This is a genomic window from Bacillus salacetis, from assembly GCF_049177075.1.
Taxonomy (GTDB): Bacteria; Bacillota; Bacilli; order Bacillales; family Bacillaceae_B; genus Rossellomorea; species Rossellomorea salacetis_A.
The window spans coordinates 2,068,615-2,086,258 of sequence record NZ_CP185377.1 but is presented as its reverse complement, the minus strand read 5'-3'; the positions used below and the strand labels follow the sequence as shown (position 1 = coordinate 2,086,258).

Annotated in this window: 26 protein-coding genes and 1 pseudogene; 18 read left to right on the top strand and 9 right to left on the bottom strand. The window is 41.9% G+C overall.

All coding sequences use genetic code 11. From position 1 onward, the window contains the following. Positions 1 to 7 precede the first annotated feature (7 nt). From ACOJQI_RS10695 to ACOJQI_RS10685, 3 genes are read left to right on the top strand one after another with little or no spacing between them, the layout of a single operon-like run. Positions 8 to 235, top strand: a complete 228-nt coding sequence (locus ACOJQI_RS10695; RefSeq protein ID WP_421385201.1) for a hypothetical protein — start codon at positions 8 to 10, stop codon at positions 233 to 235. Between the two features lie 29 nt (positions 236 to 264). After that, positions 265 to 1,026, top strand: coding sequence for a class I SAM-dependent methyltransferase (locus ACOJQI_RS10690; RefSeq protein ID WP_421385200.1), 762 nt, complete (start codon positions 265 to 267; stop codon positions 1,024 to 1,026). A gap of 15 nt (positions 1,027 to 1,041) precedes the next feature. Beyond that, complete coding sequence (locus ACOJQI_RS10685) at positions 1,042 to 1,338, top strand: hypothetical protein (RefSeq protein WP_421385199.1); 297 nt, start codon at positions 1,042 to 1,044, stop codon at positions 1,336 to 1,338. Positions 1,339 to 1,368: 30 nt separating this feature from the next. On the opposite strand, the gene ACOJQI_RS10680 is transcribed toward ACOJQI_RS10685, so the two are convergent. After that, positions 1,369 to 2,160 carry a DUF3891 family protein gene (locus ACOJQI_RS10680; RefSeq protein WP_421385198.1) on the bottom strand — a complete coding sequence of 264 codons (792 nt, stop codon included), beginning with the start codon at positions 2,158 to 2,160 and terminating at the stop codon, positions 1,369 to 1,371. A 151-nt stretch (positions 2,161 to 2,311) separates the two neighbouring features. On the opposite strand from ACOJQI_RS10680, the gene ACOJQI_RS10675 reads away from it, so the two are divergent. The 6 genes from ACOJQI_RS10675 (at position 2,312) to ACOJQI_RS10650 (ending at position 8,059) form a co-directional block, all read left to right on the top strand. Beyond that, positions 2,312 to 3,517, top strand: a complete 1,206-nt coding sequence (locus ACOJQI_RS10675; protein ID WP_421385197.1) for an MFS transporter — start codon at positions 2,312 to 2,314, stop codon at positions 3,515 to 3,517. A gap of 26 nt (positions 3,518 to 3,543) precedes the next feature. Next, positions 3,544 to 3,750: a hypothetical protein gene (locus ACOJQI_RS10670; protein ID WP_421385196.1), complete on the top strand. Its 207-nt coding sequence runs from the start codon at positions 3,544 to 3,546 to the stop codon at positions 3,748 to 3,750. A gap of 116 nt (positions 3,751 to 3,866) precedes the next feature. Further along, complete coding sequence (locus tag ACOJQI_RS10665) at positions 3,867 to 4,988, top strand: alpha-hydroxy-acid oxidizing protein (protein WP_421385455.1); 1,122 nt, start codon at positions 3,867 to 3,869, stop codon at positions 4,986 to 4,988. Positions 4,989 to 5,247: 259 nt separating this feature from the next. Beyond that, entirely contained in the window at positions 5,248 to 5,745 is a 498-nt protein-coding gene (locus ACOJQI_RS10660) for a fasciclin domain-containing protein (RefSeq protein WP_421385195.1), read from the top strand. Positions 5,746 to 6,457: 712 nt separating this feature from the next. Next, a complete protein-coding gene (locus tag ACOJQI_RS10655; protein WP_421385454.1) occupies positions 6,458 to 7,018 on the top strand; it encodes an AAA family ATPase in 561 nt (186 codons plus the stop codon). Positions 7,019 to 7,189: 171 nt separating this feature from the next. Further along, entirely contained in the window at positions 7,190 to 8,059 is an 870-nt protein-coding gene (locus ACOJQI_RS10650) for a cation diffusion facilitator family transporter (protein ID WP_421385194.1), read from the top strand. A 51-nt stretch (positions 8,060 to 8,110) separates the two neighbouring features. On the opposite strand, the gene ACOJQI_RS10645 is transcribed toward ACOJQI_RS10650, so the two are convergent. Further along, positions 8,111 to 8,248: a hypothetical protein gene (locus tag ACOJQI_RS10645; protein ID WP_421385193.1), complete on the bottom strand. Its 138-nt coding sequence runs from the start codon at positions 8,246 to 8,248 to the stop codon at positions 8,111 to 8,113. A 125-nt stretch (positions 8,249 to 8,373) separates the two neighbouring features. Continuing rightward, entirely contained in the window at positions 8,374 to 8,742 is a 369-nt protein-coding gene (locus tag ACOJQI_RS10640; protein WP_421385192.1) for a hypothetical protein, read from the bottom strand. Between the two features lie 149 nt (positions 8,743 to 8,891). Between ACOJQI_RS10640 and ACOJQI_RS10635 the strand changes: the two genes are divergently transcribed. Together ACOJQI_RS10635 and ACOJQI_RS10630 are read left to right on the top strand one after the other, a co-directional pair. Continuing rightward, positions 8,892 to 9,095 (top strand): zinc ribbon domain-containing protein, encoded by a 204-nt coding sequence (locus ACOJQI_RS10635; RefSeq protein ID WP_421385191.1) that lies wholly within the window; start codon positions 8,892 to 8,894, stop codon positions 9,093 to 9,095. 384 nt (positions 9,096 to 9,479) lie between these two features. Then, the gene (locus ACOJQI_RS10630; protein WP_421385190.1) at positions 9,480 to 9,848 is read left to right on the top strand and encodes a hypothetical protein; all 369 of its coding nucleotides are present in this window, start codon (positions 9,480 to 9,482) and stop codon (positions 9,846 to 9,848) included. Between the two features lie 151 nt (positions 9,849 to 9,999). Here the strand turns inward: ACOJQI_RS10630 and ACOJQI_RS10625 are convergent. Further along, positions 10,000 to 10,080 (bottom strand): annotated as a pseudogene (locus ACOJQI_RS10625) (YjcZ family sporulation protein); the annotation flags it as partial. Positions 10,081 to 10,281: 201 nt separating this feature from the next. After that, positions 10,282 to 11,139: a manganese catalase family protein gene (locus ACOJQI_RS10620; RefSeq protein WP_421385189.1), complete on the bottom strand. Its 858-nt coding sequence runs from the start codon at positions 11,137 to 11,139 to the stop codon at positions 10,282 to 10,284. Positions 11,140 to 11,438: 299 nt separating this feature from the next. Here ACOJQI_RS10620 and ACOJQI_RS10615 point away from each other — a divergent pair, with 299 nt between their 5' ends. The 3 genes from ACOJQI_RS10615 (at position 11,439) to ACOJQI_RS10605 (ending at position 13,597) form a co-directional block, all read left to right on the top strand. Continuing rightward, positions 11,439 to 12,266, top strand: a complete 828-nt coding sequence (locus ACOJQI_RS10615) for a CorA family divalent cation transporter (protein WP_421385453.1) — start codon at positions 11,439 to 11,441, stop codon at positions 12,264 to 12,266. A gap of 128 nt (positions 12,267 to 12,394) precedes the next feature. Continuing rightward, entirely contained in the window at positions 12,395 to 12,610 is a 216-nt protein-coding gene (locus tag ACOJQI_RS10610) for a hypothetical protein (RefSeq protein WP_421385188.1), read from the top strand. 132 nt (positions 12,611 to 12,742) lie between these two features. Continuing rightward, complete coding sequence (locus tag ACOJQI_RS10605; RefSeq protein ID WP_421385187.1) at positions 12,743 to 13,597, top strand: cupin domain-containing protein; 855 nt, start codon at positions 12,743 to 12,745, stop codon at positions 13,595 to 13,597. A 42-nt stretch (positions 13,598 to 13,639) separates the two neighbouring features. On the opposite strand, the gene ACOJQI_RS10600 is transcribed toward ACOJQI_RS10605, so the two are convergent. Both ACOJQI_RS10600 and ACOJQI_RS10595 read right to left on the bottom strand, forming a co-directional pair. Then, the gene (locus ACOJQI_RS10600; RefSeq protein WP_421385186.1) at positions 13,640 to 13,873 is read right to left on the bottom strand and encodes a hypothetical protein; all 234 of its coding nucleotides are present in this window, start codon (positions 13,871 to 13,873) and stop codon (positions 13,640 to 13,642) included. 15 nt (positions 13,874 to 13,888) lie between these two features. Further along, positions 13,889 to 14,131, bottom strand: a complete 243-nt coding sequence (locus ACOJQI_RS10595) for a hypothetical protein (protein WP_421385185.1) — start codon at positions 14,129 to 14,131, stop codon at positions 13,889 to 13,891. Between the two features lie 67 nt (positions 14,132 to 14,198). On the opposite strand from ACOJQI_RS10595, the gene ACOJQI_RS10590 reads away from it, so the two are divergent. Continuing rightward, positions 14,199 to 14,666, top strand: a complete 468-nt coding sequence (locus ACOJQI_RS10590; RefSeq protein ID WP_421385184.1) for an Hsp20/alpha crystallin family protein — start codon at positions 14,199 to 14,201, stop codon at positions 14,664 to 14,666. Here ACOJQI_RS10590 and ACOJQI_RS10585 read toward each other — a convergent pair. Further along, complete coding sequence (locus tag ACOJQI_RS10585) at positions 14,656 to 14,883, bottom strand: hypothetical protein (RefSeq protein ID WP_421385183.1); 228 nt, start codon at positions 14,881 to 14,883, stop codon at positions 14,656 to 14,658. The two genes, ACOJQI_RS10590 and ACOJQI_RS10585, sit on opposite strands and share 11 nt — an antisense overlap. Before the next feature lie 39 nt (positions 14,884 to 14,922). Here ACOJQI_RS10585 and ACOJQI_RS10580 point away from each other — a divergent pair, with 39 nt between their 5' ends. Next, the gene (locus ACOJQI_RS10580; RefSeq protein ID WP_421385182.1) at positions 14,923 to 15,657 is read left to right on the top strand and encodes a hypothetical protein; all 735 of its coding nucleotides are present in this window, start codon (positions 14,923 to 14,925) and stop codon (positions 15,655 to 15,657) included. A gap of 38 nt (positions 15,658 to 15,695) precedes the next feature. Here the strand turns inward: ACOJQI_RS10580 and ACOJQI_RS10575 are convergent, their stop codons facing one another. Further along, positions 15,696 to 16,412 carry a 3-ketoacyl-ACP reductase gene (locus ACOJQI_RS10575; RefSeq protein WP_421385181.1) on the bottom strand — a complete coding sequence of 239 codons (717 nt, stop codon included), beginning with the start codon at positions 16,410 to 16,412 and terminating at the stop codon, positions 15,696 to 15,698. A 257-nt stretch (positions 16,413 to 16,669) separates the two neighbouring features. Between ACOJQI_RS10575 and ACOJQI_RS10570 the strand changes: the two genes are divergently transcribed. Both ACOJQI_RS10570 and ACOJQI_RS10565 read left to right on the top strand, forming a co-directional pair. Beyond that, positions 16,670 to 17,089 carry an RrF2 family transcriptional regulator gene (locus ACOJQI_RS10570; protein ID WP_421385180.1) on the top strand — a complete coding sequence of 140 codons (420 nt, stop codon included), beginning with the start codon at positions 16,670 to 16,672 and terminating at the stop codon, positions 17,087 to 17,089. A gap of 153 nt (positions 17,090 to 17,242) precedes the next feature. Next, positions 17,243 to 17,611: an IDEAL domain-containing protein gene (locus ACOJQI_RS10565; protein WP_421385179.1), complete on the top strand. Its 369-nt coding sequence runs from the start codon at positions 17,243 to 17,245 to the stop codon at positions 17,609 to 17,611. Positions 17,612 to 17,644: the final 33 nt, after the last annotated feature.

Sequence of the window (17,644 nt, the reverse complement as noted above, 5' to 3'; positions counted from 1 at the left end):
AGGTTACTTGAATAGAAAACTGGGAGTTTTCCTGCTATGTACGTTCGGCTTTCTGGGCTGGCTTTTCTTTGCAGTTTATTTTTCTGCTGCTGAAGACTGGTGGACTGTAATCGAAATGAAGCAGACCAGCTATGACACCTTTTCAGGAACCATATCATTTAAGAGAGTAGCAGTGGGGTTCATTATGTTCATAATCGTCGGTATATTAATAAATAACATGATTAAAAAAGATTAAATCACCAGGCCGAAGGGGAATCCATGTAAATGAATAATCAAAGCGCCAAAAACAAGATTGCGTGGGAATACAGAGCTTATGAATTCTGGACCAGGAACTATGGTACACCAACTGAGCTGGCCCAGAAAATCAGAAGAGATCCAGAATCTCAATTAAAAAAACACCATAAATTTTTTAAGAATATTGAAGGAAAGAAGATTGCCAACCTATGCGGTTCAAATGGAAGAAAAGCCGTCCCATTAGCTTTGTTAGGAGCCAAAGTTACTGTTTTTGATATATCAGAGGAAAATAAAAGATATGCCCTTGAATTAGCAGAAAATGCTGGAACTTCAATCAACTTCGTTGTCACAGATATCTTGGAACTAGATTTGAGTCAATTCACCAATCATTTTGACCTCCTTTATCTGGAAGGCGGCATCCTTCACTACTTTACCGATTTGAACAGATTGATGACTCTTCTTTTGGCAATTCTCAAACCAAATGGCAATATGGTACTCAGTGATTTCCATCCATTGAAACGCTGTTTGGTGCAGTTGCCTGGTCAATCTGATTATCGAGTAGCTCCTGTTTATTTTGACCAGCCATTACTAAATGGTGATGTGGCATATAAACAGTTTTTCGGGGTGAAGGAGCAAGAGGAATTCCCTGATGTTTCTGTCAAATCACACACGATGAGCGAGATCATAAACGCTGTCATTCAGTCGGGTTTTCGATTAGAAAAATTCGATGAGCATCCTGGTTGGAAAGGGGAAAATATCCCCTGGGAATTCACTATCATCGCAGGGAAATAACGAGTCAGGGGGGAGATGATGAAGTGGAGAAGGACTATTCTGGTGATTGCTATTGTTCTAATGGGGTTGGCCATAGTGACAAATCCGTCCAAAGAAGACTATATGCGGTTTAGTGAGAAATCGATTGGAGAGCCTTTTCCGGAGGAGGCACAGAATATTTCCATTGAAAGAAATGAATTTTTCCTGTTCTCGACTTACACACCTGTCTTGTATAAAGAACATGGCATTACCCACTTGGGAATCTATGGGCAGTTCATTCAGATTTCGAAAGGACAATTTGATTATCCCTTTTGGCTGGAATTTTTCAACTAGGGGGAGGTTACCCCAACCGCCCCCAAAGATTCATGCTTTTAAAAAAGAAAACTTCTGCTGTCTCATCGCACTCTTTTCATATGCTTCAGCAACTCCTAACCCCACAATCGCCTTTTTAGATACACTTTTGAATGGCAGTACGACATGAAATTCCTTGGTAAAAAGAAAAGGAGCTACGATTACTTCGCTGGCATTTTTCCAACGAGCATTCAGTTGCTTGTTCTGCGGATGAAAGATTTCTGTATTCTTAAATCCTCTTTGAAACCAGGGATGCTCGTTTTTTTTATCTGCCCCCGGTTCATTCAAACAGAGATAGAGGGAAAGATCATCAGAAAACTGCAGTAACCGAAAGTGCTGTTGAAGCAATGGTTCCTCTATATCAGACAGTTTCTTTTTGATTTTCATTTGTCTTTTAGTTTCATAATGTAAAAACTCTATGCAATTCTCATCCTTGGACTGAGAAAAGAAGGAGCAGAAGTGCATGCTGCAAAGAAGGCCGGCATATTGATTCATTTCCTCGATTTCATCCAGGCCGATCCTGTAAAAGGCCAGTTTGGGAAGCAGGGGATAATCTGAAAAAGAGTATGGTACCTTGGATCGATCATTTAAGACGGGGGTCTCATCCAGGCCGATCCACCCCCGGTCATGCTGGCAGGCCGCAGTGATTACATCTTCAAAAAAATGGCTGGAGGCAAGTATTTCCTTGGAGAAGTTCTTTGCAATGTAACCGGATAAGCGGGCATGGTCGTCCTGCCTGATCATAATGAAAGAATCTTTCGTTTCACGTATTATCATGTCTTCGGTTTCCTTTCTGGTCATCATTTTTATCATCCTATCATAATTTGGCAGGAATTTGTTCTTGTAAAATCCAAGTCTAATAATTGAAACCTCTTAAGATGGGATAAATGTTATATAATGGTATAATGTAATTCAACTGTAATATATTCAAATACATAAGAAAAAGCAGGAACGAATGAATATGAAAACAACAAGTATTTCAAAACACAATATCAACATAATGTTCTTGATCAGCTTCTTTGGCACTATCAATTTTATCGCCCCTGTCTTGACGCTCTTTTATTTAGGAAGAGGTCTGGAACCTCTGCATATTCTCTGGCTGCAGTTATTCTGGAGCGGTGCTGTTCTGTTGGGGGAGGTTCCGGGAGGAGTCGTTGCCGACCGCTTTGGACCAAAAGTTTCTTTCTTTATTGGAGTCATCATTAAAATCGGAAGTCTTATTTTGCTTATTTTTGCCTATGATCCGTGGATGTTTTTCCTGTTCAGCGCATTAAATGGGTTTTCAGTGACCTTCTTCTCTGGTGCAGATGAAGCATTGGTCTATGAATCTCTGAAAGAGGACAACGAACATCACCAGATGGACAGGGCAATGGGGAAGATCCAATCAGCAGGATTTGTTTCAATGATCTTAGCTGTCCTGTTTGGGGCCTATTTTGCGAGTGACCTGAAAGATGAACAATTCGTCTTCCTGATAATATTGGGCTTGGCTTTTCACGTCGTGGAACTTCTCTTGATATTCTTTTTGAGAAGTCCAAGTCATTACGGGGACTACCGCGATAATCCTTTTACTCAAGTGGCATCAGGCATCAAGGCCATTCGGAAAGCTCCAACTCTGCTGCTCTTGTTTGTTAACTTCACACTTGTTTTCATCCCGGCAGATTCCGTCTATGAAGCTTTCAATCAGCCAATTTTTAAAGAAGCAGGTATTCCGGTTGTAATGATTGGTATACTTTATGCGCTTGCCGCGGTAGGCGGGTTCTTCATTTCCCAGTCCGTCGGCTGGTTCACCAGTCGATACAGCAGGGTGCTGCTGATGAACCTGACGGGAGGATTAGCCGCACTTGCTCTGTTTTTGTCCGCAGTCCTGCGAGAATCTTTATGGATCGTTCTTGGAGCATTTTTTGTTTTAAGACTCGGTCAGGCGATGAGGGGACCGATTTATTCTCAATTGAAAAACGACCTGATACCGTCTGACATACGCGCTACCACTTTATCATTGATCTCGGTGTTGGATTCCGCGTTCGACCTGATTGTTTTCGGCCTGCTTTCCGCAGTCGCTTTCAAAGGAATCACGGGTATACTTCTCGCAAGCAGTTTGGTCGCACTGATCGGTACGCTGACACCTATTAAATCAAAAAGATGGGTAAAGAACGGCACTTAGAATAATAAAGAAGGAGGCCCAAAGCCTTGAAAGATTTCATAGTTGCATTTGCCTCGATTTTCCTGGCAAGCGTTCTGTATGATCGAATAACCAGCTTTATCGGCTTAGACTACAAATTGTTTGAAGATGCCTTCGATTTGTGGCTCCTTCTGGCTTCCCTCGGGATTTTCGTCGGGATTTTTGTTCCCATTTATTCGGTTTTGAAGAGGATGGCTGCAAAAACAGTCCGCTAGGCAGCTTTTCTTAATCGGAAAAGTTCCGCCTGATAAATTTTCAGATTAGTTTGAATTCAATTCGAACCTGTGCCATAATGATGGTACTTATAAGCACTGGAGGGATTGGGTTGAAAATGGTTGAAAAGGAGAGTAAGAACCGCCGCCTTTCCATTAATGAATGGGAAAGTGAAGCTGGAGGGGTCATCGAAAAGAAAGCATTTGATTACATAGCAAGAGGTTCTGGGGAAGAATCGACGTTAAGGGCAAACCGAGAAGCGTTTTCTCAATACCAAATCTCCCATCGGGTGCTGAGGGATGTTTCAAAAGTGGACACATCGTTGAAGCTATTAGGACACACTCTTCCTTCACCTGTCCTATTCGCACCTATAGGTGTCCAGGCCATAGCCCATCCTGAAGGGGAGCTGGCTTCTTCCAGGGCAGCCGCTTCCATGGATCTACCTTTTATCACTAGCACCGTTTCCTCCTATTCAATGGAGGAGGTTGCAGCACAAATGGGGGAGACCCCCCGCTGGTTTCAACTGTATTATGCAGGAAATGAGCTGGTTGCCGAAAGCATGATCAAACGCGCGGAATCAGCAGGATATTCTGCTATTGTCCTGACAGTCGATACGCCGATCATGGGCTTCCGGGAAAGTGACCAAATCAATAACTATTCACCGATTGGAGAGGGAATAGGGAGCGGCAACTACTTTTCAGATCCGGTGTTTCAAAATTTGTTGGGAAAACCTATTTCAGAAGATAAGGAATCCGCGCTCAAAAAGCAGCTCGAACTATTCGAAAATCCCTCTCTAACGTGGGAGGCGATTGATCGAATCAGGCAATATACAGACCTCCCGATCCTATTAAAGGGTGTCGTTCATCCCGAAGATGCCAAACTTGCATTGCAGTACAAGGTGGATGGGTTGGTTGTCTCCAATCATGGAGGAAGGCAGCTGGACCACGGAGTCGCAACTCTGGATGTCTTGGAAGAAATCTGCAATGTTGTAGATGGAGAAATCCCGGTTTTGATAGACAGCGGGATCCGTCGGGGAGGCGACATCTTCAAAGCACTGGCATTAGGGGCTTCAGCCGTTTTGATCGGCCGTCCGTTCATGTACGGGCTTGCATTGGATGGAGAAGAGGGTGCCAGAAAAGCCGTTCAGCAGATATTAAAGGAATTCGAAGTATCCATGGCGCTGGCCGGGACCGCAACCATAGGCGACATTAAAAAAACTTTCTTAGTTCGTAAAAAATAAAAGATTTTGCGTCCTGTTTGGAGTTCAACTGGAGAAACACAGGATTAAATATGAGGACAAGGTTTATAACCTGGTGATTAAGTATACACACCCTGCAATAAATGGTTGCTCGTCATTTATTAGCTTTTTTTAAAGTGGCCCAACCGGCTGGGCTATCATTCAGAAAATTAGATGGTATAACGGCCAAAATTATACAAATACTACCTTTTGGGTAATCGCCTGATAGATTGGCGTTTACACTAAAAGGAGGTTGAAAGTTATGAAGAATAAGAAATTGGCTTTAGTATTACTGGCATTCATGCTGTTATTCATCTCTTTTAACAGCGGAGCGTTAGCCGCAGAGAATCCAGGCACTAAAAAGGATATTGTGGATACGGCTATTGAAGCTGGTGAGTTTAAAACACTAGCAGCAGCTTTGCAGAAAGCTGGTTTGGTGGAGACACTCAAAGGCGAAGGCCCCTATACGGTTTTTGCACCTACAGATGCAGCTTTTGAAAAGCTGCTGAAGAAATTGGGCATTACAGCAGAAGAGTTACTTGCAAGGGAAGATTTAAAGGAAATTCTTCTTTATCATGTTTTGCCGGGCAAAGTGTTGTCCAGTGATCTGAAAGAAGGAATGAAAGCAGAGACGTTGGCTAAGAAGTCTGTTGACATTTCCCTTGATCCTGTCCAGGTGAATGATGCCAATGTGGTTAAACCCGACATTCAGGCGTCCAATGGAGTTATCCATGTTATTGACACAGTATTGATACCATAAGCATACAAAAGACTGTTTTCTAAATGAATTCAGTCTTTTTTAGATTTACAAATTTGAATACAGGCATATCTCAAGCGTCAGGAAGCAAAATAAAGGTAATGAAGCTGATTCTGCTGCTTCTATTATATTAAAAGGAAGGTGAAACAGGTGTCCAAGAAAAAGAATAAAGACCTCCAACATAACAAAGCCATGCCTAGAAACGATGTAGAATTTGCCCAAAACGGTCTTGAAAAAGTAGCCTTGAAAGCCCAGGAAAGACAAAAATAAAATTGGTAAATTCAGAAGACGCCCTCCAAATTGAAGGGCGTCTTTTCTGTAAAAACATGAAACGGCAATTGATGATTGTCCAGAAATTTGAAATAATTGATTCACACACCATGGTTCTAATATATATTGATGCCATATAGAGAGAATATGTCTCAAACGGAAAGGGATTTAAATGGTATTTCTAATTGCTGTCATTTTATTTTTTATAACCGGATATTATTTTATCCTTGCTTTGATTGATGCTGTTCAGGATACAGGATCGCCTCGAAAGGCTGCTTTCCTTTTTATAATTTGGGCATCATCTGCCATCATTGTTACCACAAATCTTTTCAACTTATAAACGAGAGGGAGACTCATGCCGCCAAGAAAGCACTTTAACGCACTAAAAGGGACTGTCCCTCTTAGCGCGTTAAAGTGATAAAGGCTTATGGAAGGGAGTGCTTTGATGCAACGAATGGTCATTATGACAATAGGGAAAACACACAGCGGAAAATCCACTTTCGCTAAGTTGTTAGAAGAAAGGCTCAATGATTCTTTGTTAATTGATCAAGATAACCACGCGGAATTTCTTAATGAATTTTATCCGAAACTGCTTCCGGATAAAGGTCCGAATACACTTAAATATACTGTGTCTAAGACGATTCTCGATTATGCTGCTGCTCAAACCGATTTACATATCATTTTATGCAATTCCAATCGTCACCGGGAAGGCCGCAGTAAAATACTGGAGTATCTTAAAGATCAAGGATTCAAATCGGTTTTAGTAAACTTTGAAATTTCAGACGACATCCTTCAACAGAGAGTATCTGATAGCAATCGAAGCACAAAGATTTTCAGGAGCGCCTCATCTTTTTCCGAAGTTCTAATGAAACAGAATAGTGAGGAAGCAGAGAGTCCCGGTGAGGAGGAGGCAGACCATTTATTTTCTATACAAAAACCAGGAGATATTCACCAAGTCATTGAGGAAATCATTCAAATCTCTTTACCATTGAAAGAAGACGTGTGATACAAAGGAATTACAGCACATGCCGGAGCCTCTATCATCTTCCGTTTTGCGTTAAACCAACAATTTTTCCTTTTCCTGATTAAGTAAGGGACAGGAAAGAACGTTGCTATAGACCCACTCAGTGATGGCTTGTTAGTATTAAAGAAGTTATCAGAGTGGAGGAAATGGTAAATGGAAGAACAGAAATATGCAGATCTTAAAATAGGGGAAAGAGCGGCCATTGTCAGCATAATTGCCTACCTCACACTATCAGCTATTAAACTGATTATTGGATATACAGCCAACTCAGAAGCGTTAAGGGCGGACGGGTTGAATAATACGACGGACATTATAGCATCCATAGCAGTTTTGGTCGGTTTGAAATGGTCGCAAAAACCAGCAGACAAAGATCATCCATACGGACATTGGAAGGCAGAAACGGTAGCTTCCCTGATTGCTTCCTTTATCATGATGGCGGTCGGGATCCAGGTTCTATTTGGTGCCGTTACTTCTGTGATAGAAGGCAAACAACAAGCACCAGATGTCATCTCCGCTTGGACAGCCATTCTCGGTTCTGTGGTTATGTACTTTGTATACAGATATAACAAAAAGATTGCCGAAAAAATCGACAGCCACGCAGTGATGGCAGCTGCCAAAGACAATCTATCAGATGCCTGGGTCAGCATCGGTACAGCAGTTGGCATCATTGGTGCCCAGTTCAATCTGGCGTGGCTGGATCCACTGGCAGCTGCAGTAGTGGGGTTCCTGATATGCAAAACGGCCTGGGATATTTTTCTCGAATCCACTCACTATCTGACGGACGGCTATGATGAACAGAAATTAAAGAGTTATAAGGAATCCGTGATGGACGTTTACGGGGTAAAAGGAGTAAAGGATATACGGGCCAGAGCGTATGGAAATAACACAGTGGTCGATGTTGTAATTCTGGTCAGCTCGACTCTGGACATCCGTGATGCCCATGACATCTCAACGAAAGTAGAGAATCATTTAATAGAAACGCATGATATTTATAATGTTCATGTACATGTGGAGCCTAATTGAAGACTATTAAACCATTTGTGAAAACCAAAAAGAACCCGTTAATCCATAAGATTAAGGGGTTCTTAAAAGGGATTCCATTTCCTCTTCGGAAATGAACTTCCAATTTATATCTTTAAAAATATTTTTATCTGTTGGTTCAAGTAATTGATCAATTTCATCGTAGGTTAACTTAGTTAAATGATTATTCATGAAGTTTCACCTGTCCTTTCACTATAGACTTCGACAGGTTTTTTCTTTTTATGTGGGTTTTTTATAATTTTTTTCAATTACCCAATTAAAAAGAGAGTCTATTTGCAGGCAAGAAACCCCATTGATTATCTTAATCCCATTTGGGTTTTGGTTGAGAGTTTGTTCTTCTTAAAAGCAACAGTTAAAAAGGCTTGTTCACTTTCCCCAGGCCATGTAAAGCGACTGCTACTACTTTCGTCCGCTTCCTCTACCGGCTCCAGAGGATCAAAACCTATAATCTCTCTTACCTCTTCATACCTCATTCCTTTCTCAAGCTGGTTGTACATTTCAAGGGTGACAGCTCCCGTTGTGGTTTCTTCACTCTGTTCATTAGTTACTTCCTGAACCTCATTTTCAGTCTCCGTTTCTAAACGGCATCCGCCCAGAATAATAGATGATGAGATTACTCCTGCCGCAAAGAGCCGTACTATGGTTATGTAATTATTTTTCTTCAAATTCTCTTCCTCCTTTATGCATCTCTTTGAAGCTTAATTAGTTATTTGCCTATGTAACTGAGGTTTTCTAAAAATTGTTTCAGTTTTTGAGAAACTTTTTCTTCAGTTATCCGTAACTATTTACTGACAGGATAAAAGGAGGAACATTCATGCCAAACTCAGGATGTATAAAATGCGGAAGTACCGATGCGGCGAAGAAAGAAGTTGCAATGACCGGGACAGGGTTGTCCAAAATGTTTGATGTCCAGCATAATCAGTTCATTGTTGTGTATTGTAAAAACTGCGGTTATTCCGAGTTCTATAACAAAAACGCTTCAGGTGCTTCAAATATCTTAGACTTATTTTTCGGGTAAACATATAAATGCAATACTGGCGGAAGTCAAAGTTGAATATAGTCATGACTCTTCACCAGGGACCCGCTGGCAAAGCGACATGAATAGGCAAAAAGACGGTGAGGCTGTCGTGATTCAAGTAGAATTGCGACAGCAGTACGCCTAAAAGTGACGAGCGAGTCACGATTGGAAGTGAATTGCGACTATAGTAATCCAAAAGAAAACCAAAGTGTCGTGATTCGAATGGAATTGCGACAGTACTAGGTGAGAAGACGACCAGTGTGTCGGAATCCAGGTCATATACAGCACAAAAAAAGAATCCCAGGGACTCCGATTTCAAGCTGGCTTTCTAAAAAAGGAAACAATTATTCCGTGCAGCTCGTCCAATAATAAAGGGGGGAGAACATGACACCTATTTTGAAATACAACTTGCATCTGCTGGTCTTTTTCTTTTCACTTATGTACTTCACCTTTGGACAGCAGCTCGGATTACCGGTTTTCCTCATGCCCATTTTGTTCATTTTGATGATCTTCGGTTTTATCTTCTCAGCGGTAGTTGGAGAAAGGTTCAAGAAAGGGATCGACGTTCAATCCATACTGGTTTCTAAATTGGCGTGGACGTTTCTCTATGTTACAGTCATCCTCACCGGCAGTTATGTGTTTAACACCATAAAAGACTACACAGTCGAGGCTTTCATGCCATTCGCAGTTTTGTACATAGCCTATGCCCTGGTGAAACTTTACAAAACAAAAAAGGATATCCTTGCAAAATGAACTCCAAAAAGGGGTTCTTTTTAGTTTGCGCACCTTTAAAGGGGCAGGCTTTAAGTTAGCCTGCCCCTGCTTCAGTCATTGTTTTACATTATTACCAGCCAAAACCGCCGCCGTAGCCGTAGCCACCGCCGCCATAGCCGCCACCTCCGTAACCGCCGCCAACATATGCTGAACCGACGATGACTAAAAGGATGAACAATACGACAATTAGAGCAAAGCCTGCTCCGTATCCTCCTGCACTCATGTAATCCACCTCCTTCATAAGGAGCTAGAATAGTATATGTTGAGTGCATGAAATCGGAAGGGCAGATGCGTACAAAATAAGGGGAATTACAAAATGACTCGAGAAGTTATACAAGGGAATTTCTCAAATGGGCACCAAAATAAAAAGACCCGGCAAACTCCCCGGATCCTGCTCGTTTGGCAATAGTATTTAACACATGCTTGGCGGCGGTGCTGCATCGCTCTTAAGAACTGAAGGCAGTGTATCATGAATATAAGGAGGGGCAGGTTTAAGAGCCGGCTTCGGCCCAAACGGAACAGGGTTTTCAACATAATTGAAGGTACCCAGTCCATCCATGCTCGGCCCGTTTGCCCATCTTCCTGCTGCGCTCTTGTTTCCTCTGGAAAGATTGAAGAGTGTATAGGATACTTCTTGTTTTTCCAATTCTTTCGGGAAGGTGCTTGGTACGACTACGTTTTCTTTTGCCTCCAGCTCCTTTATGGCTGCAATCCACTGGTTCTGGTGCATGGTATCGCGGGCAATCAACCAGGAAAGCATATCCTTTACACCGCGGTCAGTAGTTGATTCATACAAACGCACTACTTGCAGGCGGCCCTGCGATTCTGCATTCAAATTGGCCCTGAAATCAGCAAGAAGGTTTCCGCTTGCAATAATGTAATCTGCTGTCCATCTGTTTCCTACACTATCCGCAGGCATCGCGCCGAGGCCTGATACAATCGCATGCTGCGGATTCATCCCCCCGAGAATGGCACCAATGACAGGATCCTTTGCAGCCACTTCCAAGTCGCCGACCGGTGCTCCTTCTAGCAATCTCGCGACCATGGTGGCCAGCATCTCAATATGGGCAAGTTCTTCGGCACCCGTATCCATCAATAAGTCCTTATATTTTCCGTTTCCCCGTACATTCCATCCCTGGAAGAGGTATTGCATGGCAACTGATATTTCACCAAACTGGCCGCCAAGCACTTCCTGCAGCTGTTTTGCGAACAAAGGATCCGGTCTATCCGGCTTCGCTTGATATTGCAATTCTTTTATATGATAAAACACTGGGCATATCTCCTTTATGAACAAGATTCCTTTTATCATATCGGTTTTCAAAAAATGTGTGATTGTCTATAAGATAAAGGACATTCCTTAAGAAAATGAGAATGAGATAGTTAAGAAACTCTCTATTAAGCAGGAACATTTACACTATAACTAAAAATGTTTGAGCAATTACATAAAAAGGGAAAAAGATGCAGAAGAACGAAAGGAGGATGCCCGCTTTGGAAATAAAATTCAAAGGCTAGAGCTGGGTCTCTGCAGGTAACAGAAATACTGACTTCTACTCTCATCTCCCTGGAGATATAGATCCCCAATATTGGTTTTCAGAACTTGGTTCACACAGTAATTATTTCTCAATTGTAGAAAAAGATATAGAAGGACAATCAAACATGGTTGGGACTCTGCCCATCTCGAGCAGTGGAGAGAAACTGAAGAATATTCACTACATTCTCTCGAAGAATAAAATTATCACACTGGAAACAATGGATGAAATAACACCCATTTTCAATATAGATTTGAATGCACGGGCTGAACAATGCGAAGACGCAATCGAGGGTTTCCTTCTTTTAATCGGCTTTTCACTCAGCAAATATCTGCGCGAGATCTATCCTACAGTGAAGCATCTCAAAATGCTCCATGACAGGGTGATCAAAGCCAGTACGAAAGAACACTTTAATCAATTGGTAAACTTCAAACAGAAACTTGTCTCTATGAAAAACTTAATGGAACCTTTCAGCGAAATTTTCCTGGCATTAAAGGAACTGGAAGGGGATTCTATAACGACTAACCTTTATTATCAAAAAACAAAGGCAAAGATGGAAAGAATTTCAATGATATTGAGACGCATGGAAAAAGAAAATTCTCAGCTGCTTGATATTGATGACAAACTAGTGCAATACCGCGGTAATGAAATTATGAAAACTTTGACTGTCTTTACAGTATTGACGACTCCCATAACGGCTCTGGGCGCGCTATGGGGAATGAATTTTAAATATATGCCTGAATTGGATGAGAAATATGGATACTTATTTGCACTGCTGCTCATCATTAGTTCATCCGTAGGTATCTATATGTGGCTTAAGAAGAAAGGATGGACAGGAAGCATACTTAATAAAGATGATAAAGATTAATGGTTGTCTCCCGAACAAGGGGAGGCTTTTTTTGTTCAGACAGCTTTATTTCGTTATCTATTCCATATAAGCTTCATATAGTGATGGAGAGGAATGATATCCTATCCTACATGAAGCAGGTGAACAGAATGTATATTGTTTATTTCTATGAAAATCGAAATCTGCTGCTGCATCAGCTGAGGCAAAGGATGCCGGCTGAAGGGGAAGAATTTAAGATCAAAGGCAGGAAAGCCAAGGTTGTAAGTGTACTTACTTCTGAGGACAACAAAGTACAAGTACAAGTAAGCTTGGAACCAATCGTAAAGAAAGCAGCCGTGGACCTTTCAAAAAAGAAGAAAAGATAATTCTAGATACCAGCAGTTCATCTGTGCAAACGGATGGCTGCTTTTTCTTGCATTAAAAGTGGAATCGATAAGTACATTCCCAAAATAAAGGCATAGGATATTCTGTAAAACAATGGAAGGGAATGAACTGACTTGTACGAATTTTCTCCATATGAACTAGAAGAAGCCAATCAAACTTTAGATCAAGAAACTGGCGATGAACTTTTATATGCCATTAAAAAAAATGCAGAAGTCACCGAGCTCTATCGGAACTTGATTCTTCAGGCTCCAAACCAGACACATCAATCCATCCTTTTTGATGCGCTAAGAAACAAAGAATTTCAGCTGAACCAATTTGCAGCACTGTATGTTAATCTGACTGGAATCGAGCCGGAGTATGAATTTGAAGAGATTCCATTCGGCAGCTATCAAGAGGGACTGGAAAGAGCTTTTCACGCTGAGTTTGAAAACTCTGAAGGGTACCGGAACAGTTTCTCTGTCATTCATCATCCAGTTATTCAGAATGCTATTTTCCAGGCCTTTGCCTCTCAAAGGGATAATGCTTTGAGAATAAACTCCCTTAGATCAGTGTTACCGGAAAGAATCCAGGACTATGGCGGAAATCCCTATGTCGTGGACATCGAGAAAGTTACAAAGGAGAATGAAACATTCAGAACCGCCCTGTGGACGGGTGAGCACTTACAAGTGACCCTAATGAGCATTGATGTTGGAGACGACATCGGATTGGAAATCCACCCGACGACAGATCAATTCATCCGGCTCGAAAGCGGGCAGGGGCTTGTTGAAATGGGAGATGCGAAAGACAACCTGACTTTCAAGCAGAAGGCGTTTGCTGACTATGCCATCATGATTCCAGCAGGGACTTGGCACAACATCACCAATACAGGAAACACACCGATGAAAGTTTACGCGATATACGCCCCGCCTGAACATCCATACGGAACCGTTCATGAAACAAAAGCCGATGCATTAGCAGCTGAAAAATAAATAAAAAAGCATCCATCTTCATATTGAAAATGGATGCTTTTTTTATAGCAAACTGTTCTTTACAGCATTGCTGTCGCTGACATCCTGGTCGTTGACAATACTCAATGGCATATTATAAAAAACGGCATCGCCTGTTTCCTCTCCATGGCCATAATTGAGTTTCATCGAAAAGAAGGTATCCAGCTGCTGAGTGGGACCCAAACTGATAAACGCTCCGCGGTCAATGGCATTGGCCTTTATTCCAACCATATTCACAATAACAGGACCTGAAAACATCTTTTAAACACCCCTTCATAATTTTGTCGGCAGTGACTGAAAAGAGGAGGGAGAATCAATTTGGTCTTTATCATCGACAAAGCTCCTTGTTCCCATAAAGGTGCTTTCATCCCCAAAGTTTTGCCCATACCCCTGATTTTTCTTATCGGAATTATGCCATTCAGCCAGTAAATTTTGTCCGATATTTACAGCCGATGCATTTTCAAAGGAATTAATCTTCAATAGAAAAATATTAATATTAATAGAGCTGCCCGCCAAGATGGTTACCCCCTTTTTACAAATATATTAAGGGTTCCGCCATTTATGAGGAGAAGGAGGGAAAGTCTTGGATTTTGAAAAATTGAAGCAGTGGATGGACATTGCTCAAAAGTACCAGGTCGGGGATTTCTGGAACAACGTCTTTGACCAGGATACCGCAAAGAATTTTATGCATGAATTTTCAAGCGACCCGCAGCAGCAACAGGAGCCCAATATGAACCGGGATTATCCCCCTGTAGATATTTTCACCGTTGATGCTCAAGTGGTCATCATGATCGAGGTACCCGGTGTCGATAAACAGGACATCCAATTAACGGTAAGCGGGCACCGCCTGACGATAAAAGGAATGCTGCGTCTGCCTTTTAAACCTGATACAACACTGAAAAACGAGAGAAATTACGGGGAATTCCAGAGGACTATCGAACTTCCGGAACCAACGGACGGAAGCCAAGTGAAAGCCCGCTATAATCACGGGCTCCTGGTCCTGACTTATACGATGAAGTATGCAGCAGAAGAACGGGTCATCATCGATTAGTTTTCATAGAGGAATCAGAATCAACCCCGTCACGATCATCTACCCATTGAACGCCATTGATGTTGTTCACAAAATCTCCGCCAGCTTCGCCAAAGCCTTCGTTACGCTTATTGACTACATTTTTATTGAGACTGTAAACCTTGCTCAAAGACATTGAAGAGCCTTTGCCCATCGTTTTGATGTTTGTATACGAAAGATTAATGTTGGTCTTGTTCATTCCATTCCTCCCTGAAAAATATTATTGTGTGGTGATGAAATGCCTATTAAAGGAATATTCGCTGGAAATGACAAACATGACGACGTCCAGGAAAGAATCCTGAAGCTTGAGAAAGAGGTAAAAAGAATCAATTCACTGGATGTGGCTATGAAGCGTTTCCTCAGCATGGAAGGGAAACTCCGTACAGTGATGCAAGGGGGCAGCCTTCCTAAACCAAAACCTGTCAAGCCGGACCCGGGTTGGGACCGTGAAGTTCTACAAACGGATATCTTAATGCAAGTAAGAATCCTGATCAACGATGAGCTGAACCAGCAATTCAAAAAATGGGACAACCATCAAAAACAACTGAAATCCCTTCAAGATGAAATGATCGATCTAAGAAATGCTGTAACAACACAAAAAAACCAAATAGAAGCGGTCATGGAGCAGGTCCAGTCATTAAAGAACCAAGCAGCCAATACGAAAGAAGGAAAAGACCAGCAGGTTGTGTATCAGGACATCACTATAGAAAGGATGATGATCGATAAATATGAAATGAATAACAACATTCCCCAGCTGGGCGTGAAGGAACTGAGCGGATTTTTAAATATCGGGGCCACTTATGGACGGGGAGTCATACCGGACGATCTTGCTGAGGATTTTAAAAAGGGGATGGAAGGATTCAAGAAAGAAAAACAGAGTGAGGATGAGGTGGACTGTGCTAGCGAGGAAAGCAGTTCAGAACAATATCCAGGGGAAGAAGAAGAATTTACTGAAATTAAAATAGACGATTAAAAAACCCCCTTAGAATCCTTTCTTAGGGGGCCATATTTTTATGGATTTGTAGACCACATACCAGCAGATTTAATGAACACCCGGCGGTTCAGTTTCAGTGTCGAAACAATCAATTCAGCAAGATCTTCAGGTTGCATGACATTCTCCGTGCTGCCAGAGAGGAGATTGTTTTCCTGGGCAAGGTCGGTTGCGACTGTACTTGGTGTCAATGCCGTAACACGGATATTGTGTTTTCTGACCTCTTGCATGAGTGACTCTGTCAGTCCGAGCACACCGAATTTTGAAGCACTGTAGGCACTTGTGACAGGAGCCCCTTTTTGTCCGGCTGTTGAGGAGACGTTAATGATGTCACCCGTTTTTCTTTCAATCATTTCAGGAAGGACTGCTCTTGTTGCATTATAAACGCCCATAAGATTGACGCGGATAATCTTTTCCCATTCTTCCGGGTCTAAATCAAGGAACCCGCCGAATTTTGCCGTTCCTGCATTATTGATAAGGATGTCAATAGTACCAAGATCAGATTTGATATGATCTACCGCATGATTCACCGACTCAAGGTCCGAAACATCAGCTGTTGCAGCAGAAATCTGCACATCATATTGAGACAATTCCTCAGAAACCTTTTCCAGGTTCTCCATTGTCAATCCGACTAGGCCGATATTGACGCCTTCTTTTGCCAATGCAATCGCGGTGGCTCGTCCTATTCCGCGTCCTGCACCGGTAATCAGCGCTGATTTGCCTTTCAATGTATCCATAATTAACTCATTCCTTTCAATGGGGATATTTTTCTCTTCATGATTTTGGCGTGTATTCACTTCGAAATCAAGAATTTTGCTTAGCAGAATGGATCAAACCGAAAAAACACTTCTGTAGTTTGTCGTACTTCCTGGTGAAATATCCTTTCACAGAGAAAAACAGCAGGGGGTGCCAGGTACAATGAAACCTGTGAACATTGACAGACTTAACTGTAAAACTTATCATTACAGTAAGATGTCTGGAGGAAGTGATGGAAGTGAATAGTGAATTTACGATTGCCGTTCACAGTCTTGTCTATTTAGCATATTTACCAGATCATATGGCCAGCAGCCAGGCGATTGCCCAGAATGTAGCGACCAATCCGGTCAGGGTCCGAAAGATCATGAGCTGCCTTCGTGAAGCCGGTTTTGTCAATACGAAAGAAGGAACCGGAGGGGGTTATACACTTGCTGCTGAACCGGGTGAAATCACCCTTGGACAGGTATACCGCTCTGTTTCTTACGGCGCGATCAAACCTGCCTGGTGTAAAGGAGAACGAGAGAAATCCTGTATGATCTCGACGAACATCCAGGAGGTCGTGAATGGCATTTTTTCTGAAGCAGACCAGTATTTTGCCGAGTACCTGGATAAAACAACGATCAAATCGGTTTTGAATCAAATAAAACAAACACAGTAAACTTAAAGTTTGACTTTCAACAACTGTAAGTTATATGATTACAGTAAGAATTTTGAGGTATATATGATTAAATAAGCTTAGATGTCTGACATTTAAGTTTTTCTTTTAGCATAACTGTAACTTATTATATTACATTTAAAAGAGGGTGAAGATATGAACTATGAAATCGGTGAGTGGGTCAAAGCCAAAACGGTTGAAGGGGAACTCGTCATCGGATATATCGAAGCGGTGAATCAAGATAGTAAGTCTGTGAAAATCAGGGCTGTCCAATCTGAACAAGAATCGATGACCGGAAGAACAATCGAGACTTTGCTTCGCAGAATATCGGCCCTTCCTTCTTCATCCATGACCACGAAGAATGAGATTATGCAATTGATTGACCTTGCTTTGTTTACCCGAGATGAGGATTGGTTCAAGCAGTTGACTGCCGATTTGAACAGAGTTGCTAAGAAGTCCGGCAAGGAGAGAGCAGCTGGTTCTGCATCTTCTCAAAATCGTTTAAATTTTCCTCATGTAATATAGAAAGAAGCACAAAATAGAACAGCCCACAAAGAA

Excerpts from the sequence above, each read along its gene's own strand:
- ACOJQI_RS10690 (WP_421385200.1), top strand. The coding sequence starts at position 265 with ATGAATAATCAAAGCGCCAAAAACAAGATTGCGTGGGAATACAGAGCT.
- ACOJQI_RS10685 (WP_421385199.1), top strand. The coding sequence starts at position 1,042 with ATGATGAAGTGGAGAAGGACTATTCTGGTGATTGCTATTGTTCTAATG.
- ACOJQI_RS10680 (WP_421385198.1), bottom strand. The coding sequence starts at position 2,160 with ATGATGACCAGAAAGGAAACCGAAGACATGATAATACGTGAAACGAAA.
- ACOJQI_RS10675 (WP_421385197.1), top strand. The coding sequence starts at position 2,312 with ATGAATATGAAAACAACAAGTATTTCAAAACACAATATCAACATAATG.
- ACOJQI_RS10665 (WP_421385455.1), top strand. The coding sequence starts at position 3,867 with ATGGTTGAAAAGGAGAGTAAGAACCGCCGCCTTTCCATTAATGAATGG.
- ACOJQI_RS10660 (WP_421385195.1), top strand. The coding sequence starts at position 5,248 with ATGAAGAATAAGAAATTGGCTTTAGTATTACTGGCATTCATGCTGTTA.
- ACOJQI_RS10655 (WP_421385454.1), top strand. The coding sequence starts at position 6,458 with ATGCAACGAATGGTCATTATGACAATAGGGAAAACACACAGCGGAAAA.
- ACOJQI_RS10650 (WP_421385194.1), top strand. The coding sequence starts at position 7,190 with ATGGAAGAACAGAAATATGCAGATCTTAAAATAGGGGAAAGAGCGGCC.
- ACOJQI_RS10645 (WP_421385193.1), bottom strand. The coding sequence starts at position 8,248 with ATGAATAATCATTTAACTAAGTTAACCTACGATGAAATTGATCAATTA.
- ACOJQI_RS10635 (WP_421385191.1), top strand. The coding sequence starts at position 8,892 with ATGCCAAACTCAGGATGTATAAAATGCGGAAGTACCGATGCGGCGAAG.
- ACOJQI_RS10630 (WP_421385190.1), top strand. The coding sequence starts at position 9,480 with ATGACACCTATTTTGAAATACAACTTGCATCTGCTGGTCTTTTTCTTT.
- ACOJQI_RS10610 (WP_421385188.1), top strand. The coding sequence starts at position 12,395 with ATGTATATTGTTTATTTCTATGAAAATCGAAATCTGCTGCTGCATCAG.
- ACOJQI_RS10600 (WP_421385186.1), bottom strand. The coding sequence starts at position 13,873 with ATGTTTTCAGGTCCTGTTATTGTGAATATGGTTGGAATAAAGGCCAAT.
- ACOJQI_RS10585 (WP_421385183.1), bottom strand. The coding sequence starts at position 14,883 with ATGAACAAGACCAACATTAATCTTTCGTATACAAACATCAAAACGATG.
- ACOJQI_RS10580 (WP_421385182.1), top strand. The coding sequence starts at position 14,923 with ATGCCTATTAAAGGAATATTCGCTGGAAATGACAAACATGACGACGTC.
- ACOJQI_RS10575 (WP_421385181.1), bottom strand. The coding sequence starts at position 16,412 with ATGGATACATTGAAAGGCAAATCAGCGCTGATTACCGGTGCAGGACGC.
- ACOJQI_RS10565 (WP_421385179.1), top strand. The coding sequence starts at position 17,243 with ATGAACTATGAAATCGGTGAGTGGGTCAAAGCCAAAACGGTTGAAGGG.